Source organism: Larkinella knui (genome assembly GCF_003858645.1).
Classification (GTDB): domain Bacteria; phylum Bacteroidota; class Bacteroidia; order Cytophagales; family Spirosomataceae; genus Larkinella; species Larkinella knui.
The window spans coordinates 177,183-199,390 of the sequence record NZ_RQJP01000001.1; the positions used below are offsets into that span (position 1 = coordinate 177,183).

Sequence of the window (22,208 nt, forward strand, 5' to 3'; positions counted from 1 at the left end):
CCCAATTAACCGTCTGTGTAAATTAATCCCTGGATTTATTGAAAATAGAAAATTGGGTGGTAAATTTCCACGTCGTAAACTGCCTAAAAGATTCGGCTCAAGGATACTGTAAGGCAAATAATCTTCAACCATTACTCCACTTTGTTCGTTAGTATAGAAGTCACTGGTATTCCAAGTACATCCCGCCTGAATGAAATCAGGCAGTCGGCACGGTCATTGGCAGTTTATCTACCTGCCCGATCCATAGCTAATTTCAGGAAACCGGCCGGCTTGTTAACTGATTAGTATTGATGCAAACACCCGTAAAATTTTCCAATTCCACACGGTCGCAATTTTTTGCCACTGCCCGACACCGAGTTGATGCCTATTTTAAAGAAAACGGTATTTCTCCCAATGCCAACTTCGCCATGTGGTTCAAAGCCAGCTTTTTTCTGGGCGGCTACGGACTGCTGTACGGCCTGATTATTTCCAATCTGTTTGGTGCCTGGGTCATGCTGGGGCTGGCCATTTTGCTGGGGGTATTTGCCGCTTTTATTGGCTTCAATGTTTCGCACGATGCCATCCACGGGGCCTTCTCGTCACGCAGCTGGCTCAACAAGGTACTGGGCAGCAGTTTCTATTTTATCGGAGCCAATCCATATGTCTGGAAACTGTCCCACAACATCGTTCATCATACCTATACCAATATATTTGGTCACGACGAGGACATCGATGTGGCACCGGGCCTGATTCGGCTGGAGGATGGGGAAGAGTATAAGCCTTGGCAGCGGTATCAACACCTCTACGCTTTTCCACTCTATTCCCTGGCGTCTCTCTCCTGGGTTTTTCGCAAGGATTTTGTGAAGTTTTTTCAGAAAAAAATCGGGCAACACCAGAATCCGAAACATCCGCTGCGCGAATACATCACCTTGTTTACCACGAAGGCGGCTTATTATTTCTGCTTTCTGATTCTGCCTTATCTGGTGCTGGACCTGGCTTGGTGGCAAATTGCACTGGGCTTTGTCATCATGCACATGGTGGAAGGGCTGGTTTTGGGCGTGGTTTTTCAGCTGGCCCACGTGGTGGAAGGAACGTCATTTCCGGTGCCGGTCAACGGGCAAAGCATTCAGGAGTCCTGGGCCGTTCATCAACTGCGTACGACGGCCAATTTTGCCCCCCAAAGCAAAACGGCGGCTTTTTTCTGCGGGGGCTTAAACCGGCAGATCGAGCATCATCTCTTTCCCAAAGTCTGCCACATTCATTACCCGGCCATTACGGCCATTGTGAAGCAAACGGCGGCCGAATTTGAACTGCCTTACTTGGAAAACCGGACTTTTTTCTCCGCCTTGCATTCCCATTATCGAATCCTGAAACGGCAAGGCCGGGCTGAACTGGCAGAAGCCGCCTGAAGGATCATCGAATAGAAATTGAAAACAGAAATCCGGCCCTAAACCGGATTTTTTGTTTTTCGTACCTCCGAACTTCAGTCCGTGAGATTCTTCCTCTTTCCAGACTCTAGTTGGTAGGCTAGAATCTGACGAACCAAAGTCCGGAGGTACAAAAACAAACTCTTTTGTAATAAAAACCGGTTAGCTTCGTCTTTACCAAAATGAAAGCTAAATCTCCGGGTCTATGAAAACCGTTCAGCTTCTTGTCTTCTCCATTTTAATACTCCGGACCCTGCCGGGTTTGGCGCAGGAAACTATCGGATACCGCGTCATCGGTCATATTCGGGGATTACCCGATCAAACGAAAATGTACCTGATTGACGGCGGCAAACGGAAAATCATTGACTCGGCAGTGGTTCATCAGGAGCGGTTTATCTTCCAGGGAAATATGGCCGAAACGGCGCATACGTATCTGTATGCGGGAAAAGGCAGTGTGAGCCTGAAGCTGGCGGATATTCTGCTCGACAACCGAACCATTCAGGTCGAAGCAGCGAAACCTGTCTACGACAGTGTCACGGTAAATGGCTCCGATATCGACCGGCTTTGGAAAGAATGGTGGCGGGATGATCAGCAAATTGGGTATCAACGGTACCGGATCAAACAGGTATATGAGTCGTTGGCCGCCAAAAAGGATACCGCCAATGCGGAAAAATTAAAGAAGGTAATCGACGAAATGACCGAAAATCGCATTGATTTATTGAAGACTTACGTCAAACGCTACCACACCACCGCCGTTGGAGCCGCATTGCCAACACTCTGTACGTTAGGTGATTATCTGACGAAAGCCGATTACCTGGAAATGTATCAAACGCTGTCGCCCACCTGGCAAAATTCCGGGTTTGGCCGGGAAATTCTGGAGCAGGCCGGAAAAAAAGCGAATCAGCCACCAGCATCAAAATAGTCCGGCAAGCTATACGTCGACTGAAAACCGGTTTCTCAACTAAACAGAATGGTGATGGCAATCATCACAAATGTGAGAATCACCAGCCAGTCGGGCCGGTCGGGTTTTGGTTTTTTTCGGGCCGGTTTACCGTATTGGTTGTAATAACCGGCAAATCGGGCCGGCCGGGTCTGTTGTGAACGTTGAAAATGCAGTGGAACCGTCATGGCTTTTGGGAAATGGATTGTCCCAAAAGTGCCCGGCGATTCTTAATTTCACCTGAATATCTCCTTAGAATTTACTTAGAGTCCCTTTTCTGTATGGATACCGGTTTTTCCAGGGTTGCCCGGTGCGCTCCAAGTGCCCTTAGAGCTCGTACGTCACGGTTTGCTGAAGCACCGTGCCATCGTCCGGTTTAAAGGAAACCAGCATAAGCCCCTTTTTATTGGTTTTATGGTAGCCTCCCGGCTCTTTTGAGTTTTGGTAGGGAATGCGGGTGGTTTCAAAGCCCAGCATCTTTTTTTTCAGTGAACCTTGCCCAAACGAAAGTTGCCGGAAGCTGCTTTCCGTCAAAGCCGTATCCATTTCAGACACCGTAAAAACGGAATCCCGTGGCGATATGGCCTGAATTTCAACCAGCAGCAGCCCCGATGCGCTGGTCGGTTTTCCATTCTCATCCACCAGCGCGAGTGAGACGATCAGGCCGTCAGCGCCGTCTTTGCGGACTTCCACCTCTTTCAGGAGCTTGGGGGAGTTTGAATTTTTAGGGGTACAACTTGCCGCCGACAGGCAAGCCAGGAGAAGACCGGTGGAAATTTTCATGAATAGATGCCGTTAGAAATAGCCTGTTTCTATAACCCATCCGGTCGGAAACGGTTTAAAGTTTACGGGATTCGTGGGCTAACGCGGCCACTTTTCCAGCGGCTGTACCTTCGCACTGGCCTTTTTGACGGCTTTTTCAGGGATGAGCAATACCGTCAGGGCGGTTTTTGACTGAGCGGGCACCTGCACTTCAAAACCAACGCGGATCGTGCCGGGGTTGGCCGCATCGTAGGCCTGGGGCGGGTCGGTCGACCAGGTTTTCAAAACCACCCTGGCGGGCTCCCGTACCTCCAGAATCAATTTTTTGCCATCTTTGGTGAGTTCCGCTTTGTTCTTTCCGAGCAATTTTACATCCGCCGGCGTCAGCATGGTCCAGCGAACGGTGGTTTCAGCCGCCGGCGTTTCCAGTTCGTCCCGAACCACGACGTAAGCCTTGTTAACCAGCGCAACACCGCGTGTCGCTTTCGTCACCGATTCCTTGTAACAAGCGGTCAGGTCCGTCACGGCATACATGAACTCCGGTTTCGCTGAAAAGGCGCTAATGGGTGCTTTTTCAAACACCCGTTGCAGTTCGTTGTTGATGGTCAGGGTATTATGTACAAAGTTGTTGTACCGGAAAACCTGCCACCGTTGCGAATTTTGTTCCCGGTTCCACAAATCCACGCCTTTCGACTCCAGCGACTCGTAGTCCTGCATCCCAAAATCCATGGCCCAGCGAACGCCATCGGCTTCCATAACGAATGAACCCACATCCATATGGGCGTGGCTGGTTCCCGGACTACCGCCTTTGACGCCAAGGTAAATGGCCGCCGGATCGGTCCAGGAAGCGCGCATGAGAGCCACCGGCGTTTTGCCCATACCGGTCCACATCAACGCCTTCGGTGCTGTCATGGAGGATAGGCTCACCCCGCCACTCCAGAGCATGGTAGCCGGCAGTAACCGATCTTTGACAAATTTGCCGGCTTCGTCGTTCAGCAGGTGATCCCGCTCAACCCACAGAAGCGACGGATCTTTCCGTTTGTTGGCAAACCAGAACATGGCGGGTTGCAACTCCCCGCGCAGGCCCGAGTCGGAGTAGTTGAACGCCATGCCGGAAGGCCCGGTCATGTTTTCGAGGTAAGCCGCAGTTTGCAGAAAACCGGGTTGGGCGGCTATCCCAAAATCGGTACCAAATGCTTTTTCCAATGCGCTGGCGAGCATAACGTTAAAGCTTGTGCCGTATCCCCAGTAGCTATAACCTTCGGGATAAGCGCCGTCGGGCTGGTACTCCTTCATGGGTAATACCACCGAATCGATGGCCCGGTTGATGATGCTTTTTGCCAGCTCCGGCTGATCTTCGAAAATGGCAAGGGCACCATAGGTCATCCCGGCATTGCAAACCTGATTCCAGTTGTTGGTTATTTTCAGCCAGCTATTGTATTTGGGGTTGAGCGAAGGTTCAATACCTTTTTTCAGAATGGCCTCTTTAATAGCGGTGCGGGACGATTCGGCCAATCCGTAATACAACCAGTCGTAGCCAATGGCAACCGCCATCGTCATTTCGCCGACGTCCAGAAAGTGCGTCGGATTCCAGTCACTGAAAGCCGAAATGGCGAGCAATTCTTTTTCGGCCCGGCGGAGGTAATTTTCCTGCTGGGTCATCCGCCAGGCGTAGGAAAGGTAAAAAATCCGGCGTAACCCTTCCCGGGATTTACCGAGCAGCCGCCGGCCAATCTGAATCCGTTCGATTGGGGCTTCATTCAAGAGGGCGTCGCATTCCGCCAGGATAATGGTGTGCAGTTTCTCCCACGTTTTATCGGCCGCTACGGTGCGTTTGATCGGCTCTTCTTGTCCTTTCAGCAGCAGGATGCGCGGATGATCGGGCAGGGAAATCTGGCTTCCGATACGGTCCGTTTGCGCCTTTGCGTTCAGGCAGGCCAGAAGCACAAGGGTAATGAGCGTAAAGACGGTTTTCATACGTTGGGTGGGAATTGGTTTCATTCCAGGTCCAATAAGCGGAATGGGGGGCAAAGTCTACCCGTCTGCGGAATGCTATTTAAAGTTACTTTTATTCTACGCTGGTAGTTTTTTAAATTTTTGTACTTTACGTAAAAAGTACATATTCACGGAATCTAAAACCCCGGCGTAACCCGCTGAAACCTTCAAGTAAATGGATCTTTTTAACATTAACCGCCGTCGTTTCCTGCAAGGTGCTACGGCATCGCTCGCCCTCTCGACGCTGGGAGCCTACGGAATGGACGTGCTCCATCAGGGGAAAACCTGGCGTGTCGCCCTGATCGGGACCGGTTGGTACGGCAAAAGCGATTTATTTCGGCTGATTCAGGTAGCTCCGGTTGAAGTCGTTGCGCTTTGCGATGTGGACAAAAACCAGCTCAATGCGGCCGGGAAACTGGTCAGCCAGCGTCAGAAATCCGGCAAAACGCCCAAACTGTACGGTGATTACCGGAAGTTACTGGCGGAAAATGAACTGGATATTGTCCTGATCGGAACGCCGGATCACTGGCATTCCCTGCAAATGATCGATGCCGTTAAAGCCGGAGCGAACGTTTACGTGCAGAAACCGATCAGCGTGGATGTCATGGAAGGCGAAGCGATGGTGGCGGCCGCCCGGAAATACAAGAAAGTGGTGCAGGTCGGTACGCAGCGCAAAAGCACCCCTCACCTGATCGAAGCCAAAAAGAATATTGTCGATGCGGGGCTGCTGGGCAAAATCTCGCACGTGGACATGTGCTGCCACATTCACATGCGGGCCAACGGCAATCCGCCGGTGACCGCCGTTCCTGATTTTCTGGATTATGAAATGTGGACCGGTCCGGCACCGATGCGCCCGTACGACGGTTTGCCGCACATCCGCTGGTGGCGCACTTTCAAAGAATACGGCAACGGCATCATGGGCGATATGTGTATTCACATGTTCGACACCGTGCGCTGGATGTTGAAACTCGGCTGGCCGACCCGCATCAGTTCAGAAGGCGGTATTTATGTGCAGAAAGAAGGCAAATCCAATATTCCCGATACGCAGTCGGCGGTTTTCGAATATCCCGAATTGAATTGCGTCTGGTCGCAACGCAGCTGGGGAACGCCAACCAACCCGGATTATCCGTGGTCGTTTACGCTGTACGGTGAAAAAGGCACCCTGTGGGCCAGCACGATGCAGTACGATTTTATTCCGCAGGAAAAGGGCGGGCAGAAGATCCACAAAGACGTGGTTTACGAAAAGGAAAAATACCCCGAAGATCTGACGGAAGAACGCATCGAATTGAATGCCGCACCGGCTACCCGTCTGCATATGATTGATTTTCTGGCCGCTATCGAAAAAAATGGTCGGCCCGTTGCCGATATTGAGGAAGGACACATTTCGACCGCAAGCTGTATTCTGGCTAACATTTCGATGCAAACCGGTCGGCCCATCGTTTACGATCCGGTGAAGCGCGAAATTGTCGGCGACCGCGAAGCCAATGGTCTGCTGGCGCGTCCTTACCGGAAACCATACATTCACCCTGATCCTAAAAAAGTATAGATGGATCGGAGATCATTTGTACGCCTGGGAACGGCTTCACTTTGTAGTTTACCGGTTTTAACGACAGCCAGTTTTGCCCGTTCCTATGCCACCGCGCCCGACACCAAACCTGCCTGGTTGCTCGAGGTAATTAAAGCCAACGATGAACAGATCAATCAAATCCGGGCCTATCGCGTCAAAGAATCGGGTAATCCGGCTTTTGGCGGTATAAAAGATGGCGAAGATATTCCGAATGCACAGTCCACCGCCGATTTTGCCCGGCGGTGTGCCTGTGCCATTTCCAGCCCGGAATCAACGTTTTACCGCTCGAAAGAACTGCTCAGCGAAACCGGCCAGGCGGTTCAGTACCTGCTGAAAATCCAGCATTCGGATGGCACCATCGACTTGCCTTCCACCAATTTCCATTCGACCCCCGATACGGGTTTTATCGTCAAGCGGTTGACAACCGCCTATACACTGCTGAATCGTTCCGGAACGCCGGGGCTGGAAACGGTTTTGCCGGGACTGAAAACCTTTCTGCAACGGGCGGGCGAAGCACTGGCCGCGGGCGGTATTCACACACCCAACCACCGCTGGGTGGTGTCGGCGGCTTTGACCAAACTGAATTCGCTTTGGCCCGATGCGCGCTACGTAAAACGCATCGAACAGTGGCTGGGCGAACACATCGACATGGATGAAGACGGGCAGTTCAACGAGCGGAGCACGCTGATTTATTCGCCCCTGACCGACCGCCTGCTGATCACGATTGCCAAAGGAATGAACAAGCCGGAACTGCTGGACTACGTCAGGCGAAATCTGGCCATGACGCTTTACTACATTCATCCGAACGGTGAGGTGGTTTCGGAAGCGTCGGGACGGCAGGACAAGGCCCTGGTTGGTACGCTCGAAGGCTATTACTATCCGGCCCGCTTTATGGCGTTGCGCGATAAAAACGGCGAACTGGCCGCCCTGTGTCGGCAAATCGAAAAAACCGTGCTGCTGAAAGGGGTTTATTTTCTGGACTACTACCTGGAAGATCCGGCGTTCTGGAGCGAACTGCCCGCCAGCAAACCGTTGCCCACCGATTACGTCAAACCCTTCCCGCATTCGGGGCTGGTGCGGATTCGGCATGGAAACTGGGATAGTACCATTTTGAAAGCCAACCCGGTTTTTCTCACCTTTTCAAAGGGCGAAGCCGTGTTGCAGGGCCTGCGAATAGCGGCTTCCTTTTTTGGGAAAGGGCAGTTTCAAACCGAAAAAATTGAGAAGAAAGGCGATAGCTGGGTGTTGAGCCAGTCGCTGGACGGCCCCTACTGGCAACCGTATCCCAAAGACGGTATTGACCCGGCGGGAGACTGGGAAAAAATGCCGCGAACCAACCGGAAACAATCCGAAGTTCAACGCTACGAAGCCAACGTAACGATTCGGGAAACCGCGCGTGGGATGGAGGTTGATATTCAGATTACGGGAACGGAAAATATCCCGGTTTCGGTCGAATTGATATTTCGTTCGGGTGGAACACTGGCGGGGGTTACGAAACATCCGACCCGGCCCAATGCGCATCTTCTGAGTGGGCAATCGGGTACGTATACCGTTCAGAATGATACCATTACGTTTGGTCCGGGCAAAGCCTTACACAAGGGCGTCGTGTTGCGGGGGGCCTTACCGCCCGTGGAAGCACCAACCGTTTATCTGACGGGCTTTACGCCATTTCAGCACACCATCAAACTTTCGTAGAGCTGATGGCCCCCGAATCGATGGATTCGGGGGCCGATCTCAGCGCAATTCTTCCAGCATAAGATCTTTAAAAGACACTTCGGCTTTTCCACCGCCGTGGATTTGTAAACCGATCAGCCCTTCCTGGGGAATGGTTTCGTCCGGTTCCGTATAGTCCACCGTTTGTTTGCCGTTGAGGAATAATCGAATCCGGCGGTTTTCGGCCCGAATTTCGTACTCATTCCAGTCATTGGGTTTCAGAATCCTTTTGATCAAAACGGAATCGGGATGAATCAGTGTTTTATTCCGGCGCGACTCGTCGTACAAACTCGCCCAGTACCCTTTGCCCAGATCGGCCTGGTAGCCCGTCATTTCATACGCCGGGTTGGTCAGCCGTTTGCTGCGAAACTGCACTCCGGTGTTGATAAAGCCTTCTGTTCCAAGCAGTTTGAACTTTACTTTCAGAATAAAGTTGGCATACGGACGCGTGGTGCATAAAAAATCATTGTGGGGCACGGTTTCCGTCAGCGACCCGCCCACCAGCGCTCCGTCTTTGATACGCCAGGTTTTGAGGGTGTCGCCCTCCCAGCCCCGGAAGGTTTTGCCGTCGAACAACCGGACCGGTTTTTGGGGAAACCGGCTCATAAACCCCAGCAGCAGGGCGCCACCGACGACGATCGGGAAGAGTAAGGATTTCATGGATTCAGGAAGTCAAAAGGTTGCGGAATAGAGCGGCCGGTTGTAATTATTCAACTACAGACGCATTCAAAGGTAGTTAAAATAGATTTTACGAACACGTATTGTATTCCTTTGTAAATTGAATTCAGTTTGTTCAGTAAGTGGTTTTTTATGGAATATGCATCTGCCATTTCGTCCCGGCATGATCTCTCCGGTGAGGGTGAAATGGGGGAGGTCATTCGGTCATTTGATTGGTCATCCAGTTCGATAGGCCCCCTGGAAAACTGGCCGGCCAGCTTACATTCAACGCTGAGCCTGGTGCTGCATTGCCGGTTCCCGATGGCTTTATACTGGGGTCCCGATCGAATCTGCCTCTATAACGACGCCTATCGGGGCATGTTGAATGACGCAGCCCGTCAGCCGGCGGCTTTGGGCCAACCGGCCGAAACCGTCTGGGCCGAAAGCTGGCCCCTGGTCAAACCGCTGATCGATCAGGCTTTCTCAGGAAGTGCCACCTGGAACGAAGATCAGCTTATTCCACGGATGCGGAACGGACAACTTCAGAATAGCTACTGGACTTCGAGCTACAGCCCGGTGACCGGGGAGTCGGGCCAGCCGGCGGGCGTGTTGGTGACCTGCCTGGAAACAACGGAGCAGGTGGCGGTTCGAAAGAAAATTGAACTGAGCGAAACGCGGCAGAAACTAGCCATCGAAGCGGCTGGTTTAGGAACCTTCGACTGGGACATGATCAAGTCGGAATTCGTGTTTTCGGAGCGGCTGGCCGCCATGTTTGGTTATACCGAAAGCGCTCACCTGGTGCAGTCGAGCTTTAGTGACCGGGTTCATCCGGACGACCGGCAGCTGCGGTTGGAGGCCCATGCTGAAGCTGTTAAAACCGGCCGGTTGTTTTACGAAGCCCGGTTTGTCTGGCAGGATCAATCGGTACACTGGATTCGGTTGAACGGAAAAATCCTCTACGACCCGCGTGGAGTTCCCAGCCGGATGTTTGGAACGACCATGGATATTACCGAACAAAAGGCGCAGGCGGATTGGCTTGAGAAACAGGTTGCGGAGCGCACACTGACGTTGCAAAGGAAAAACGAAGAGCTATCCCGGAGCGAGGAGCGGTATCACAAAATGGTCAATGAGGTTCAGGATTACGCCATTCTGTTGCTCGACCGGGACGGCACCATTCTCAACTGGAACCAGGGAGCAGAGCGAATCAAAGGGTATACCGGAGCGGAGATTATCGGAAAAAACTTTGTGATTTTTTACCGCCCGGAAGACCGTGAGAAAAATCTTCCGGGAAACTTGATCCGTGAAGCCTTCGAAAAAGGGCGGGCCAGGCACGAAGGCTGGCGGATTCGGAAAGATGGCAGCACGTTCTGGGGTAGTATTGTCATCACGGCTTTGCACGATCAGCAGGGCGACATCATCGGTTTTTCCAAAGTTACCCGGGATTTGACAGAGAAGAAACTGGCGGAAGACCAGTTGCGGCAATATGCCCACGAACTCGAACTGCAAAACAAGGAACTGGAGCAGTTTGCGTACATCGCATCGCACGATTTGCAGGAGCCACTCCGGAAAATTCAGACGTTCTCGGAATTGTTGCGGGAAAATCTGGACAACGCCGAAACCGCTGATCGGTATTTGAGTAAAATCGACACCTCGGCCCAACGGATGTCGATGCTCATCAAGGAAGTGCTCAAGTATTCCCGGCTCTCGAAACTGTCGGAAGAATTTGTCAGGGTCGATCTTAACGAAATTCTGAGCAGTGTGCTGGTCGATTTTGAATTATTGATCGAACAGAAAAAAGCCGTGGTCCGGACGGAGACCTTGCCCGTAATCGACGGAATTCCGCTCCAGCTGAATCAGCTTTTTTACAACCTCCTGAGCAACTCACTCAAGTTTTCGGAGCAATCACCGCACATCCAGATTACCTCAAAAATTCTTGCCGGGGATGAATTGCCAACGGAAACGGGCTTAAAAACCTCACAAACGTATGCTCAACTCATCTTTAAGGACAATGGCATTGGCTTTGATCCGCAGTTTGCCCGCCAGATATTTACCATTTTTCAACGGCTAAACAACCGCAACCGGTATAGCGGAACGGGCATTGGGCTGGCGTTGTGTAAAAAGATTGTCGACAATCACCAGGGTGCTATTTATGCCGAAAGTGCGGCCAATCAGGGGGCGGCCTTTTTTATTTACCTGCCCATCGCCCGAAAGGGAACCGATGAACCCGCCGGTTAAACTGGGGAGCCAGCCGGTTTTCCAGCAGCACGAACGCTCCTCACGCCCTCCAGTAAGGATCTTAGTGGGGGCACTGATTCAGGCCCATTTCTTCTTTTGAAGGCGTTGCGGAAGGAACACCGTTGGCCGGGACGTCCACTTTTGCAATCCAGACAATGGCATTCAGAACCAGTTTCCGGAAATTATCATCGGCCCAGACGCGGTGGTAATGACCACCGGTAATTCCGAAGCCCCGGCCACCGTCGGGCCGTTCGCGGCACCACGATGTGTGCTGCGGTTTTCCGGCTTCGTTCCGAACCGCTGCATTGTTCTCGTGGGGGCCATCTTTCCGGTCCAGGGTCGAAGCCGGGGGAATGGCGGTGAGCAGAGGGGTGACGCCATCCATTTGAGGTCGGAAACGCATGTGGTAATACCACTCGTCGTTGATGGTAAACGGTTTGACGCCCCGGGTAATCGGGTGAGCAGGCAGGGTTTTGTATTCGGCGGTCCAAACCGGGTTCACCGACCAGAAGGTTTCGAAATACCCACCAATCCAGTTCAGGAAATAAGTCCCGGCGGTGCCCTTAGGAACTTCAACGGCGTAGTGAATACAAGCCAGACCGACGCCTTTTTTCATCAGTGCCTGGACTGCTTCAAGGTGCTGGTTGATGAGGTGACCTTCTCCGCCGTCGCCGTAAATCACAACGGCGGCTGCGTTGTCGAACGCCTTCGGATGGGCCGGCCAGCCTTCCGTAAAGACGTCTGCTTCGAGGGCGGGCATCGTTTCATTCAGGCGTTTCGCTAACAAAAGACAACCCGCTTTGTGTTCATGCTCACCGGCACCGTGGCTACAACTGCCCGCAATGAACACCACGCGCTTTTTAGCCGGTGCCGAAGCAACGGAATGGGGGATGGGTTCAGCTAAAAACCGGAAGTTTGGAAAAACGGCCGTTAACAGACTTCCCAGCGTTATGACACTAACGATGGAGAGTGAAAAAAAAGCACGCATAGCAAGTAGGTTGTGGGAATACCGATGAAAGTAGCCCGTTGTCGGGAACTACTTGAAATCGGGGTCTGATTGGCACAGATTTAGCGGGAAGTGTGGATCCGGACCGCAAACCATTTACAAACTTTCTGAAGAATTGGTCTGGTATTTGTATGGAAAATAAATAGTAATAATTCAAGTGACGGTAGCACTCCTGCATCCTTATTCTATTTTGTGATTAGCAAATGAAAAAGTCAGTATTGGTTGTTGAAGATCAATCGTCTCAACGCAAAATAATGGTTGAAGCCCTGCAACGGGCCGGTTATACCATTTACCAGGCTGCCGATGTACAACAAGCGATTAGTCTGATTCAACAGCAAAAACCGGATGTGGTGGTGGTTGACATGCACTTACCCAGCGGTGACGGCGGGGATGTTATACGGGAAGGCCGGAAAGTTGCCGGTTCACCCATTGCCATTATAGCGGTTTCGATTGATCTGGCCATTCTGCATCAGAACCTGACCTCCATTCATCCGGCCGATGCGTATTTGTCTAAACCTTTTCATCCCCGGGAGCTTCTAAAGATTGTGGAGGAGTTGGTGGGGGTATCACTATAGTTCGTTTGAAGCCCATATGGATCAGTTGCATGCCCACTTCCTGCGCAACGACCCAGTATTGAAGCTCATTATTGGTAACAATCCAGAAGTTATCTGTCTCAAAGTTATTGAGTTGGATCCACGACAGGGCCTGAACGGGATTGTCAAATATAACCAGAGGAGTATCTATCGTAGTCGGTAGTGCCTGCAATACTGTATACCAGGTATCTTCATTCATAGGTCGTGGAATAGAAATGACAATAAATTGGGTAATGACCCATCGAGCGCGTTAAAATCGTTCAATAGAGGCCCATCCCAATAAAATAGCTACAAATCCGATGACCAGGGCTGCAACCAGCCGACGGGTCTTGTGGAGCGGCCTGGGTGATTTCTGGAAGGCGGAATAGGCATAATAGCCTGCTACAAAACCATACAGGAAAACCGAAACTCCGATAAAGTAAATTCCCTGCATTGGATGATGAAAGTGTTAAACTGTGAGTGTAATTACCTGGTATAATTACTTATGCATCAAAATACATGCCATTTCCGATGCGTATAGCCAGAAACCTTCTCCGCTAAAAAAAGTATCGGGCGCAATCGGAAAGGCAGTTTTTCTTCAATGCTCATCCTCTTTTGTACCTTTACCGGAATCTTATCTCCTGACCCAATGACTAAGTACCGATTCTTCATTTTCCTGCTCTTTAGCAGCGGGACGATCTTTGCGCAGTGGCACCCTTCGCCCTGGCCGGTTCTGAAGCAGTACGACCGGAATCATCTCTACAACATTGCCCTGCCGCTGGGCGGCATCGGCACCGGAACGGTTTCGCTGGGTGGTCGCGGAGAACTGCGCGACTGGGAGATTATGAACAAACCCGCCAAAGGCTTCAGCACCGTTACGGTTGGAAATAATGCCCCTTTTTTTGCCATTAATGTGCAGCGGTCGGGCGGAAAGCCCCTCACAAAAGCACTGATTGGCCCGCTCGACCCCGCCGAATACCTGCATTACGAAGGTCGGCCGGTCAACCAGCATGGATTCCCGCGTTTTACAGAAGCGTCCTTTGATGCCGCCTATCCGTTCGGGCAGGTTCATTTGGCGGACCCGAAAATGCCGGTGAAGGTGACGATCAAAGGCTTCAATCCCTTCATTCCCGGCAACGCCGATGCGAGTGGCATACCGATTGCCGTGCTGGCCTACGAGGTGACCAATACCGGTTCGGAGCCCCTGACGGTTTCGGTGTGTGGTTCGATGCGCAATTTTATCGGGAAAGATGGCAGCCAGTATCGGAAAGACTGGAAGGGTGATGTGGTTCCGATCGGGGCTAAAAAGAACGTAAACGTGTATAAAACCGCTGCCGGTATTCAGGGAATTTACATGTTCTCCGATAGTGTAAACCGGCAGGACCCGGCCTGGGGCACCATTGCCCTGACGACCAACCAGACGGAGGGGGTGAGCTACCGCACGTCGTCGCGGTCGAATGACTGGGAAAATGCCATGCTCGATTTTTGGGATGATTTCAGCGCGGATGGCAAACTTACCGAAAAAACACAACCGGTTGACGATGATCCGCTGGCGTCGCTGGCCGTCCAGAAACCGATTGCGCCCGGCCAAACCCAGACCTTCACATTTTTTATCACCTGGAATTTTCCGAACCGGCTGGCCTGGTCGTCGTTCTCGTTGCAGCCGGGGAAAGACGCCATCGGCAATTATTACTCGACGCAGTATGCCGATGCCTGGGATGTGATTCAAAAAACACTGCCGCAGTTACCGGTTTTGGAACAGAAAACGCTCCGGTTTGTGAATGCATTTTTGGCCAGCACCTATCCGGAAGTGATCAAAGAAGCGGCCCTTTTCAACCTGGCAACGCTCCGGTCGCAAACCGTTTTCCGGATTCCCAGTGGCCACATGATGGGTTGGGAAGGGGTTTTTGACGAGAATGGCTCCTGTTTTGGTTCCTGTACCCACGTCTGGAATTATGAACAGGCGACGGCTTTTCTGTTCGCCGATTTGTCACAGTCGATGCGGGACATTGAATTTAACTACGCGACCAGCGACGCCGGAAAAATGAGCTTCCGGGTCATGTTGCCACTGACAAAAGCCCAGGAGTGGAAAAATGCCGCTGCCGACGGGCAAATGGGGACCATTCTGAAGTTTTACCGCGACTGGCAACTTTCCGGTAATTCCGAATTTCTGCGGAAAAACTGGGAACAGGTCAGGAAAGTGATGCAGTATGCCTGGATACCGGGTGGTTGGGACGGCAATCAGGATGGTGTGATGGAAGGCCGGCAGCACAATACGATGGACGTGGATTATTACGGCCCTAACCCGCAAATGGGGTTCTGGTATCTGGGTGCCCTGAAAGCCACTTCCGAAATGGCAACCGTCATGAAAGACCCGGCGCTGGCCCGAAAATGTACGGATTTGTTCCGAAAAGGAAGTGCCTGGATGGACCAGAACCTGTTCAACGGCGAGTACTACGAACATAAAATCACCGATCCAAAAACGTTTGCCTTTCTGAATTGGGAAGGCAATCCGGGCGTGGCGATTCCCGATTATCAGTTGGGAAAAGGCTGCCTGGTCGATCAACTGGTGGGCCAGATGATGGCGCACATGATGGGGTTGGGGTATCTGGCCAAACCGGAACACATTCAGACGTCGTTGCAGAGTGTGATGAAATACAATTATCTGGACAATTTTGCCGACCATTTCAACAACATGCGGTCTTATGTGCTGGGCGATGAAGCCGGGTTGCTGATGGCCAGCTGGCCCAAAGGACGCTTAAACGTGCCGTTTCCGTATTTTGCCGAATCCATGACCGGTTTTGAATACACGGCCGCCGTGGGCATGCTGTACGAAGGCCAGACCGAAAATGCGCTCAAATGCATCAAAAGTATCCGCGACCGGTTCGACGGTCGTAAACGAAACCCGTTTAATGAACCGGAATGCGGGCATCACTATGCCCGTTCGATGACCAGCTGGAACGCCGTGCTGGCCTGGAGCGGTTTTCTGTATTCCGGCGTCACGGAAACGATGACGTTTACAGCCAAAACCGGAACCTATTTCTGGTCGAACGGGTCGGCCTGGGGCACCTGCACGATCGCACCGGAGGGGACAGCAAGCCGGGTGACGTTGCAGGTTCTGGACGGAAAAATCCGTCTCCGGCAATTTGCGCTTCAGGGTGCCGGAAAACACACGTTTAAACAGAGCCAGGAAGTGGCAGAGCCGAAAACGCTGGCGTTTACCGTCGGTCGGCCGTAAACGGAATTCGGAACAAAACGAAACGCTCGCCACCCGATCTCTCAATTTTCATTGTTCAGTATTCATTTAACTCCTAACTTGCCGCCAAACGTTACCAATTAGCAGGAACTCTTGATTATTGAAACTCGCGCCTACGCCCGCGCCGGGCTGTTAGGTAATCCATCCGACGGTTTTTTTGGCAAAACGATTTCGATTTCCGTTCGAAACTTCGGCGCATCGGTATCGCTTTATGAGTCGCCCGAACTGAATATCGAACCCCAGGAACAGGACACCAACTCATTTCGGAGTATTTACCATTTGCGGGATGCTGTAGCTTCGTTGGGCTATCACGGCGGTGTGCCACTCATTAAAGCGGCTCTTAAACGCTTCTGTGAATACTGCGATCAGCTCGGCATCCGGCTTCCCAACAAGAACTTTACCATCCGGTATAGTACGTCCATCCCACGTCAGGTGGGGCTTTCCGGCTCCAGTGCCATTATTGTGGCTACGTTTCGGGCATTGATGAAATTCTATCAGGTCGACATCCCGCTGCCGCAGCTACCGACGCTGGTACTGAAAACCGAATCGGAAGAACTGGGCATTACTGCCGGGCTTCAGGACCGGGTGATTCAGTGTTACGAAGGCTGTGTCTACATGAATTTCGACCGTGAACTACTGGAACAATGCGGCCACGGGTATTACGAACCCATCGAGCCGCGTTTGTTACCCAAATTATATATTGCTTACAAAACATCACTGGGCAAGCAGTCGGGCCGGATTCACAACGATGTACGCTCGCGCTGGGACAAAGGGGAAGAGCTGGTTGTCAAGACCTTGCAGGATATTGCCGACGTGGCCCGCCAGGGTCACGAAGCCTTGCTGAACCACGATACCGACCGGCTTCACGACCTTGTCAACGAAAACTTTGACCTCCGCCGGCGGATTTACAACATTACGGAAAGCAATCTGGAAATGATTTCGGCGGCCCGGCGCATCGGAGCCTCGGCTTCGTTTGCGGGTTCGGGTGGGGCTATTGTCGGTATTTACAAAGACGATGATATGCTCAACCGCCTGTTTATTGAAATGAAACACCTGAACGCCCGCGTCATCAAGCCATACGTAGTTTAAATTCATTGCGTGAATGAGCGATTGAGTGATTGGGCAAAACGTTCAGTCGCCAGCTGTGATCGCTCATTCACTCATTCACTCACTATGATTAAGAAAGCCGTAATTCCTGCTGCCGGCCTGGGAACCCGATTTTTGCCGGCCACCAAAGCACAACCGAAAGAAATGCTGCCGATTATCGACACGCCGACGATTCAGTACGTCGTGCAGGAAGCCGTCGATTCGGGTATTGAAGATATTCTGATCATTACCGGGAAAGGTAAGCGGTCTATCGAAGATCATTTCGACCGGAATTATGAACTCGAAACCCGGCTGGAAGAAAAGGAAGATGAAGCGCTTTTGCTTGAAATGCGCCGGTTATCGGACATGGCCGACATCCACTTTGTCCGGCAGAAAGAACTGAACGGCTTGGGCGACGCTATTTACTACGCCCGTCATCACGTTGGTAATGAGCCGTTTGCGGTTTTGTTGGGCGACACCATCATGGATTCGGTTATTCCGGTTACCCAGCAATTGATCGATACGTATGATCAATACCGTGGAACGGTCATTGCCGTTGAGGAAGTGCCGGCTGATAAAGTAAACCGGTATGGGATCGTGGGGGGTAAAACCTTGAGCGACACCATCATGGAACTGAACATTCTCATCGAGAAACCGTCTATCAAATCGGCCCCTTCGAACCTGGCAATTGCGGGCCGGTACATCCTGACGCCCGACATCTTTGCCGCCATCGAACAAACTGCCAAAGGAAAAAACAACGAAATTCAATTAACGGACGCGATGTTGTTGCTGCTCAAGCGTGAAAATATTTATTCGCACCGCATTGAGGGCAAGCGCCACGACATTGGCAACAAACTGGATTTTCTGAAAACTACGGTTGAATTTGCATTGAAGCGGAAGGAGTTTTCTGCTCCGTTTCTGGCGTTTTTAAAGGAAATCGTGGCGGCTCATTCCTAAGAATCCATTCACGTTATCCGGAAAGCCCTGGAAGGGCGATCTGCTACTAGAAAATAGAGTATTGCTGCCGATTAGCTCCGGAGGAGCGGTCTAAATCACATTCAGGCCGCTCCTCCGGAGCTACTGGATGAAACTAACTGGTGCCTATTAACAGGACAGGCCTCCGGCCTTAACTCCGGCAACTTCTCTTTACTCATAGAGTGTTCCGGTCAATCCGTAAGATTTTAGGTCTTTTTGATGATCAGTTATCAGGAAGCAATCCCGGGCTAAACAGACTTAAGTCGGTGAATACTAAAGCGTATTAAATACCAGCGCCAGTTGTCGATCCAGTTCCAGGCCGTGCAAGCCCTTCCGAATCACATACCCGTCCTTATCAATCAACAGGTTCATGGGCATTGGATTTTTGCTGAATTTCGGCCCTGCGACATTCCGGGAGCCAACCCGATCGGTCAATTGCGGCCAGGGTAAGCCTGATTTTTGAAGTGCTTTTCTCCAGGCTTTCGGATTTTCGTCGATGGAAATGCTAACAATCTGGAGTCCCCGGTCCTTGTATTGATCGTAAAGTGCTTTAAGGTGGGAGTGTTCGTTACGGCAATAGTCACAGCGGCTTGACCAAAAATCAACCAAAACCACCTGGCCTTTAAAAGCGAGCAGATTAACCGGTTGGTTCTGTTTATCAGACAAATTATAGTCAGGTGCCGGTTGTCCCGATCCAATGGATCGATCGGTTGACCGGTTCATCGGTTTCTGACAAAACGCAGGGCTGGTAAGCAGAAGCGCGAAAACAAGGACGACCCGGTTCATAACGATCTCATGTAAATCGGGAAGTAATTTCAATAAAAACTTTTGAAAGTGCAACGGTTGGACTACTTGGTACGGAAGATTTCTCCAACCTGCCACACTTCTTCAAACGTATTGTACAAAGGCGCCGGAGCCAGCCGAATGCAATCCGGTTCGCGCCAGTCACCGATGATGCCTTGCTCCGCCAGGTAATTGAAGGTGGATTTTCCGTTTTTCGGGATTAACAGTGACAACTGGCAACCCCGTTCGGCCTCATTAGCGGGCGTCATAAAGGTCAAATCTGCCGTTTCATTCAAAACAAATTCCAGAAATCCCGTCAGCAATTCGCTTTTCTGGCGCAATGCCTTCATGCCCGCTTCGGCGGTGATCTGCAATGCCGCGTGGTGAACGGCCATCGCCAGAACCGTCGGGGTGCTGAGTTGCCAGCCGTCGGCCCCCGGCATGGGAACAAATCCTTTGGTCATTTCGAACCGCCGGGATTCGTCGTAGCCCCACCAACCCGCCAGCCGGGGCAAGGCGGTTTCGTGGTGCTTTTCATGAACGTACAGACCGGAAACACCGCCCGGCCCGGAATTGAGGTATTTATACGAACACCAGAAAGCGAAATCAACGCCCCAATCATGCAGTTGCAGCGGGATGTTGCCGACCGCGTGGGCCAGGTCGAAACCGACCAAAACACCCGCTTTATGTGCTTTTTGCGCAATGGCCGCCATGTCGAAAACCTGCCCGGTGTAATAATGCAAACCGCTCATCAGCACCAGCGCGAGCGAATCCTTGTGCTGCTCGATGGCATCCAGGATGTCGGCGGTTCGCCAGGTGTATTCGTTGGTTCGGGGAAAAACTTCGATCAGGATTTCGTCCGGTTTCAGGCCACGGCTTTGCACGTGCGTTTCAAGTGCGTATTGATCGGAAGGAAAATCACCGCCGATGGTCAGAATCTTCGTCCGGTTGCCCCGAGGCTGGTAAAACGAAGTCAGCAGCAGGTGCATATTGACCGTCAGGTTATTCATCGGACACACTTCCGAAGGCTTGGCACCAACGATCTGCGCCAGCGGTTTCTTGCAGCGTTGGTGGATCGTCAGCCAGGGATTTTCGCCCTCAAACCAGCCATCAACGCCGTGCTGTTGCCAGACGGCCAGTTCCTGATCGAGTGCGTGACGGACGGTTTTCGGTTGCAAACCCAGCGAGTTACCGCAGAAATAAGTCAGCGGTTTTCCATTGCGTTCGGGAATGTAAAACCGGTCGCGGTAGGAGCGGAGTGGATCGGACTGGTCGAGTTGCCGGGCAAAAGTCAGGGAATTCTCAAAATGCATAGCTTTCAAGTGAAGAATTAAGAGTGAAAAGTTGGCTGACGCACGTGTATTCAGCTTGCGTCAGTTAACTCGTCACTCTTAATTCTTCACTCATTTATGTCCGCTTTTTTTGCAGCACGACGGCAGCTTGTCATACCCTTTTTGATCCGCCGTTACTTCGTCGGCATCATAGCCCGTTTTTGAGATGTTGGCTTTGATCTTGTTGACGTCGGTTTTCTTCGGATTGTATTTGACGGTAACGACTTTATCCTTCAAATCCAGGTTCGACTCTTTGATTCCTTTTTCAAAAGCCAGGTTGCGTTCGATGCGTTCCTTGCACATTTCGCAGATGGCCGACGTTTTTATTTTAACTTCTTTTTCCTTGTCATCACCCGCTTTCGCAGTGACGTTCAAGGCCAGAAACAGGATGGTTACCAGTCCAATCAAGTGCTTTTTCATGGGTATAGTGAGGTTTCGGTTCAATTCAGTTTAGTGGTTCATGCGGTTTCCCGGCATCATCATAGGGATCAGCGACGGCGTTATCCGCAGGTAAATCTGTCCTGATAACGGTGTTTTCCCGTAAAACGGTTCCAGATCCCGGCCGGGGATCGACCCCGTCAACTGGGCACCCAGTACCAGATCCGTTCGGGCGTATTGAAATAGCCGGTAATTCATCCCCAACGTCAGGTTGTTAATCGTTACTAACTTGGTTTCATCGGTCTGATAATCAAAAAAATAGCCTCTTAACCCTAATTCATCGACCGACTTGGTGATATTTTCATACCGGCCATATAAAGCGGTTTTACCGAGTTGCAGGCTGCTTTCGCCCAGAAATGCATTTTCGTTCACGCCATCGTGCGAGTTCATCCCCCAGACCAAAGCGGAGGAAACATACCGATCGGGGCGACCCAATGGTTTACTGTGCAAAAGTGATGCCGTGGTGCGCGTCACGTTATGATCCGCTTCCAGCGCTTCGGGACTCTTGATAAACCCCTGCGAAAACTGCAACGCCAGGGACGGCGACGGATTGACCGAAAGGCGGTATGAATAACTGTCAAAACGCGGGCGGTCGAAACCATACCGGTTTTCGTTCGGTTCGCGTCCGGTGAAATTCGATACTTCCAATTTAGCAATTTTATACCGGAAACCCGCCGTCGCCACCCCAAAGGTGATGTGGGTTGCGTCGGTCCAGTGGTGGCCCAGGGGTGAATCCGGGTTATTGAACGACGAAAGCCGGTGCATAAAAGCCGGAGGTCCCAGCGCCGGTTCGCCTGGATAGCCGACGTACGCAAACACATCGGAGTTAGGCGAAATCGCGTACGAATACCCCACGGATAACTCCGAAAACAGATCGTGCTGGTGCTGGCGGTCGATCAGGCGCTGGCCCTGGTAGGTTTCTCCCGACTGAAACAACAACGGATAACCGCTGTTCCCAACCGTCAGCGGATCGAGCGAAAGCATGGCTTTGAATGCCAGCAAACCCCGTTGGCCGATTTGCCGTTGGGCCATTCCCATCACATAGTTGGGCGCATCGAACTGCGTATCCCGGCCCCGTTTATCGGTATTATTGAAATTCTGGTTGGTATGCCGGATGAAAACGCTGTAATGCAACATCGTCATCCACTGCCGTGCGGCCGGGCCGTTCGGGTGGTACATGTACATATACATCGGTGTTTGATCGGGATGCCAGGCAGTTCCGGAAGCGTTCCGGTTCATCGGAAGATTTCGCGAGTAAAGGTGCGACATCATCGACATGCCTTGTTGCATTTCCATCATCTGGTGCATGGCATGACCCATCGCGGCATGATCCATGCTGTCCTGACGCATCATTTTTTTGGCCGGAGGCATTTTGGTTTTCCGGCTGGTGTCAGCCGGAAAACCGCCCGCCCGGGCCGATCCCGTCAGGATACACAAAAAAAACAGTACGAGTAACGGCTTTATAGTTGTATTCATGGCAATAGTA

General features: G+C 51.7%; 18 protein-coding genes. 9 read left to right on the plus strand and 9 right to left on the minus strand.

Going from position 1 to position 22,208, the window contains the following annotated elements:
* Window positions 1-290: 290 nt before the first annotated feature.
* Both EHT87_RS00700 and EHT87_RS00705 read left to right on the plus strand, forming a co-directional pair.
* Window positions 291-1,388 (plus strand): fatty acid desaturase family protein, encoded by a 1,098-nt coding sequence (locus EHT87_RS00700; RefSeq protein ID WP_124902858.1) that lies wholly within the window; start codon window positions 291-293, stop codon window positions 1,386-1,388.
* Window positions 1,389-1,611: 223 nt separating this feature from the next.
* Window positions 1,612-2,328 (plus strand): DUF4369 domain-containing protein, encoded by a 717-nt coding sequence (locus tag EHT87_RS00705; RefSeq protein WP_124902860.1) that lies wholly within the window; start codon window positions 1,612-1,614, stop codon window positions 2,326-2,328.
* Between the two features lie 35 nt (window positions 2,329-2,363).
* Here the strand turns inward: EHT87_RS00705 and EHT87_RS31190 are convergent, their stop codons facing one another.
* The 3 genes from EHT87_RS31190 to EHT87_RS00715 all read right to left on the minus strand — a co-directional run bounded on the left by EHT87_RS31190 (window position 2,364) and on the right by EHT87_RS00715 (window position 5,085).
* On the minus strand, window positions 2,364-2,534 hold the full coding sequence (locus tag EHT87_RS31190; protein WP_185716110.1) for a hypothetical protein: 171 nt from the start codon (window positions 2,532-2,534) through the stop codon (window positions 2,364-2,366).
* Window positions 2,535-2,673: 139 nt separating this feature from the next.
* The gene (locus EHT87_RS00710) at window positions 2,674-3,129 is read right to left on the minus strand and encodes a hypothetical protein (protein ID WP_124902862.1); all 456 of its coding nucleotides are present in this window, start codon (window positions 3,127-3,129) and stop codon (window positions 2,674-2,676) included.
* A gap of 78 nt (window positions 3,130-3,207) precedes the next feature.
* On the minus strand, window positions 3,208-5,085 hold the full coding sequence (locus EHT87_RS00715) for a heparinase II/III domain-containing protein (protein ID WP_124902864.1): 1,878 nt from the start codon (window positions 5,083-5,085) through the stop codon (window positions 3,208-3,210).
* Between the two features lie 193 nt (window positions 5,086-5,278).
* On the opposite strand from EHT87_RS00715, the gene EHT87_RS00720 reads away from it, so the two are divergent.
* Window positions 5,279-6,649, plus strand: coding sequence for a Gfo/Idh/MocA family protein (locus tag EHT87_RS00720; protein ID WP_124902866.1), 1,371 nt, complete (start codon window positions 5,279-5,281; stop codon window positions 6,647-6,649).
* Complete coding sequence (locus EHT87_RS00725) at window positions 6,650-8,365, plus strand: hypothetical protein (RefSeq protein WP_124902868.1); 1,716 nt, start codon at window positions 6,650-6,652, stop codon at window positions 8,363-8,365.
* Between the two features lie 39 nt (window positions 8,366-8,404).
* Here EHT87_RS00725 and EHT87_RS00730 read toward each other — a convergent pair whose 3' ends face one another.
* Complete coding sequence (locus tag EHT87_RS00730; RefSeq protein WP_124902869.1) at window positions 8,405-9,043, minus strand: 3-keto-disaccharide hydrolase; 639 nt, start codon at window positions 9,041-9,043, stop codon at window positions 8,405-8,407.
* A 150-nt stretch (window positions 9,044-9,193) separates the two neighbouring features.
* On the opposite strand from EHT87_RS00730, the gene EHT87_RS00735 reads away from it, so the two are divergent.
* On the plus strand, window positions 9,194-11,275 hold the full coding sequence (locus EHT87_RS00735) for a PAS domain-containing sensor histidine kinase (RefSeq protein WP_124902871.1): 2,082 nt from the start codon (window positions 9,194-9,196) through the stop codon (window positions 11,273-11,275).
* Between the two features lie 61 nt (window positions 11,276-11,336).
* On the opposite strand, the gene EHT87_RS00740 is transcribed toward EHT87_RS00735, so the two are convergent.
* Window positions 11,337-12,263: a ThuA domain-containing protein gene (locus EHT87_RS00740; protein ID WP_124902873.1), complete on the minus strand. Its 927-nt coding sequence runs from the start codon at window positions 12,261-12,263 to the stop codon at window positions 11,337-11,339.
* A gap of 221 nt (window positions 12,264-12,484) precedes the next feature.
* Between EHT87_RS00740 and EHT87_RS00745 the strand changes: the two genes are divergently transcribed.
* The 4 genes from EHT87_RS00745 to galU all read left to right on the plus strand — a co-directional run bounded on the left by EHT87_RS00745 (window position 12,485) and on the right by galU (window position 18,152).
* Window positions 12,485-12,856: a response regulator transcription factor gene (locus tag EHT87_RS00745; RefSeq protein ID WP_124902875.1), complete on the plus strand. Its 372-nt coding sequence runs from the start codon at window positions 12,485-12,487 to the stop codon at window positions 12,854-12,856.
* 646 nt (window positions 12,857-13,502) lie between these two features.
* Window positions 13,503-16,091 (plus strand): GH116 family glycosyl-hydrolase, encoded by a 2,589-nt coding sequence (locus tag EHT87_RS00755; protein ID WP_124902879.1) that lies wholly within the window; start codon window positions 13,503-13,505, stop codon window positions 16,089-16,091.
* Window positions 16,092-16,202: 111 nt separating this feature from the next.
* Entirely contained in the window at window positions 16,203-17,198 is a 996-nt protein-coding gene (locus EHT87_RS00760; protein ID WP_124902881.1) for a mevalonate kinase family protein, read from the plus strand.
* An 84-nt stretch (window positions 17,199-17,282) separates the two neighbouring features.
* Complete coding sequence (gene galU / locus EHT87_RS00765) at window positions 17,283-18,152, plus strand: UTP--glucose-1-phosphate uridylyltransferase GalU (protein WP_124902883.1); 870 nt, start codon at window positions 17,283-17,285, stop codon at window positions 18,150-18,152.
* A 291-nt stretch (window positions 18,153-18,443) separates the two neighbouring features.
* Here the strand turns inward: galU and EHT87_RS00770 are convergent, their stop codons facing one another.
* The 4 genes from EHT87_RS00770 to EHT87_RS00785 form a co-directional block, all read right to left on the minus strand.
* Window positions 18,444-18,893: a TlpA family protein disulfide reductase gene (locus EHT87_RS00770; RefSeq protein WP_185716111.1), complete on the minus strand. Its 450-nt coding sequence runs from the start codon at window positions 18,891-18,893 to the stop codon at window positions 18,444-18,446.
* A 125-nt stretch (window positions 18,894-19,018) separates the two neighbouring features.
* Window positions 19,019-20,266, minus strand: coding sequence for a kynureninase (gene kynU / locus EHT87_RS00775; RefSeq protein ID WP_124902887.1), 1,248 nt, complete (start codon window positions 20,264-20,266; stop codon window positions 19,019-19,021).
* A 90-nt stretch (window positions 20,267-20,356) separates the two neighbouring features.
* Window positions 20,357-20,704, minus strand: a complete 348-nt coding sequence (locus tag EHT87_RS00780; RefSeq protein WP_124902889.1) for a heavy-metal-associated domain-containing protein — start codon at window positions 20,702-20,704, stop codon at window positions 20,357-20,359.
* 30 nt (window positions 20,705-20,734) lie between these two features.
* The gene (locus EHT87_RS00785; protein WP_229320774.1) at window positions 20,735-22,198 is read right to left on the minus strand and encodes a hypothetical protein; all 1,464 of its coding nucleotides are present in this window, start codon (window positions 22,196-22,198) and stop codon (window positions 20,735-20,737) included.
* Window positions 22,199-22,208: the final 10 nt, after the last annotated feature.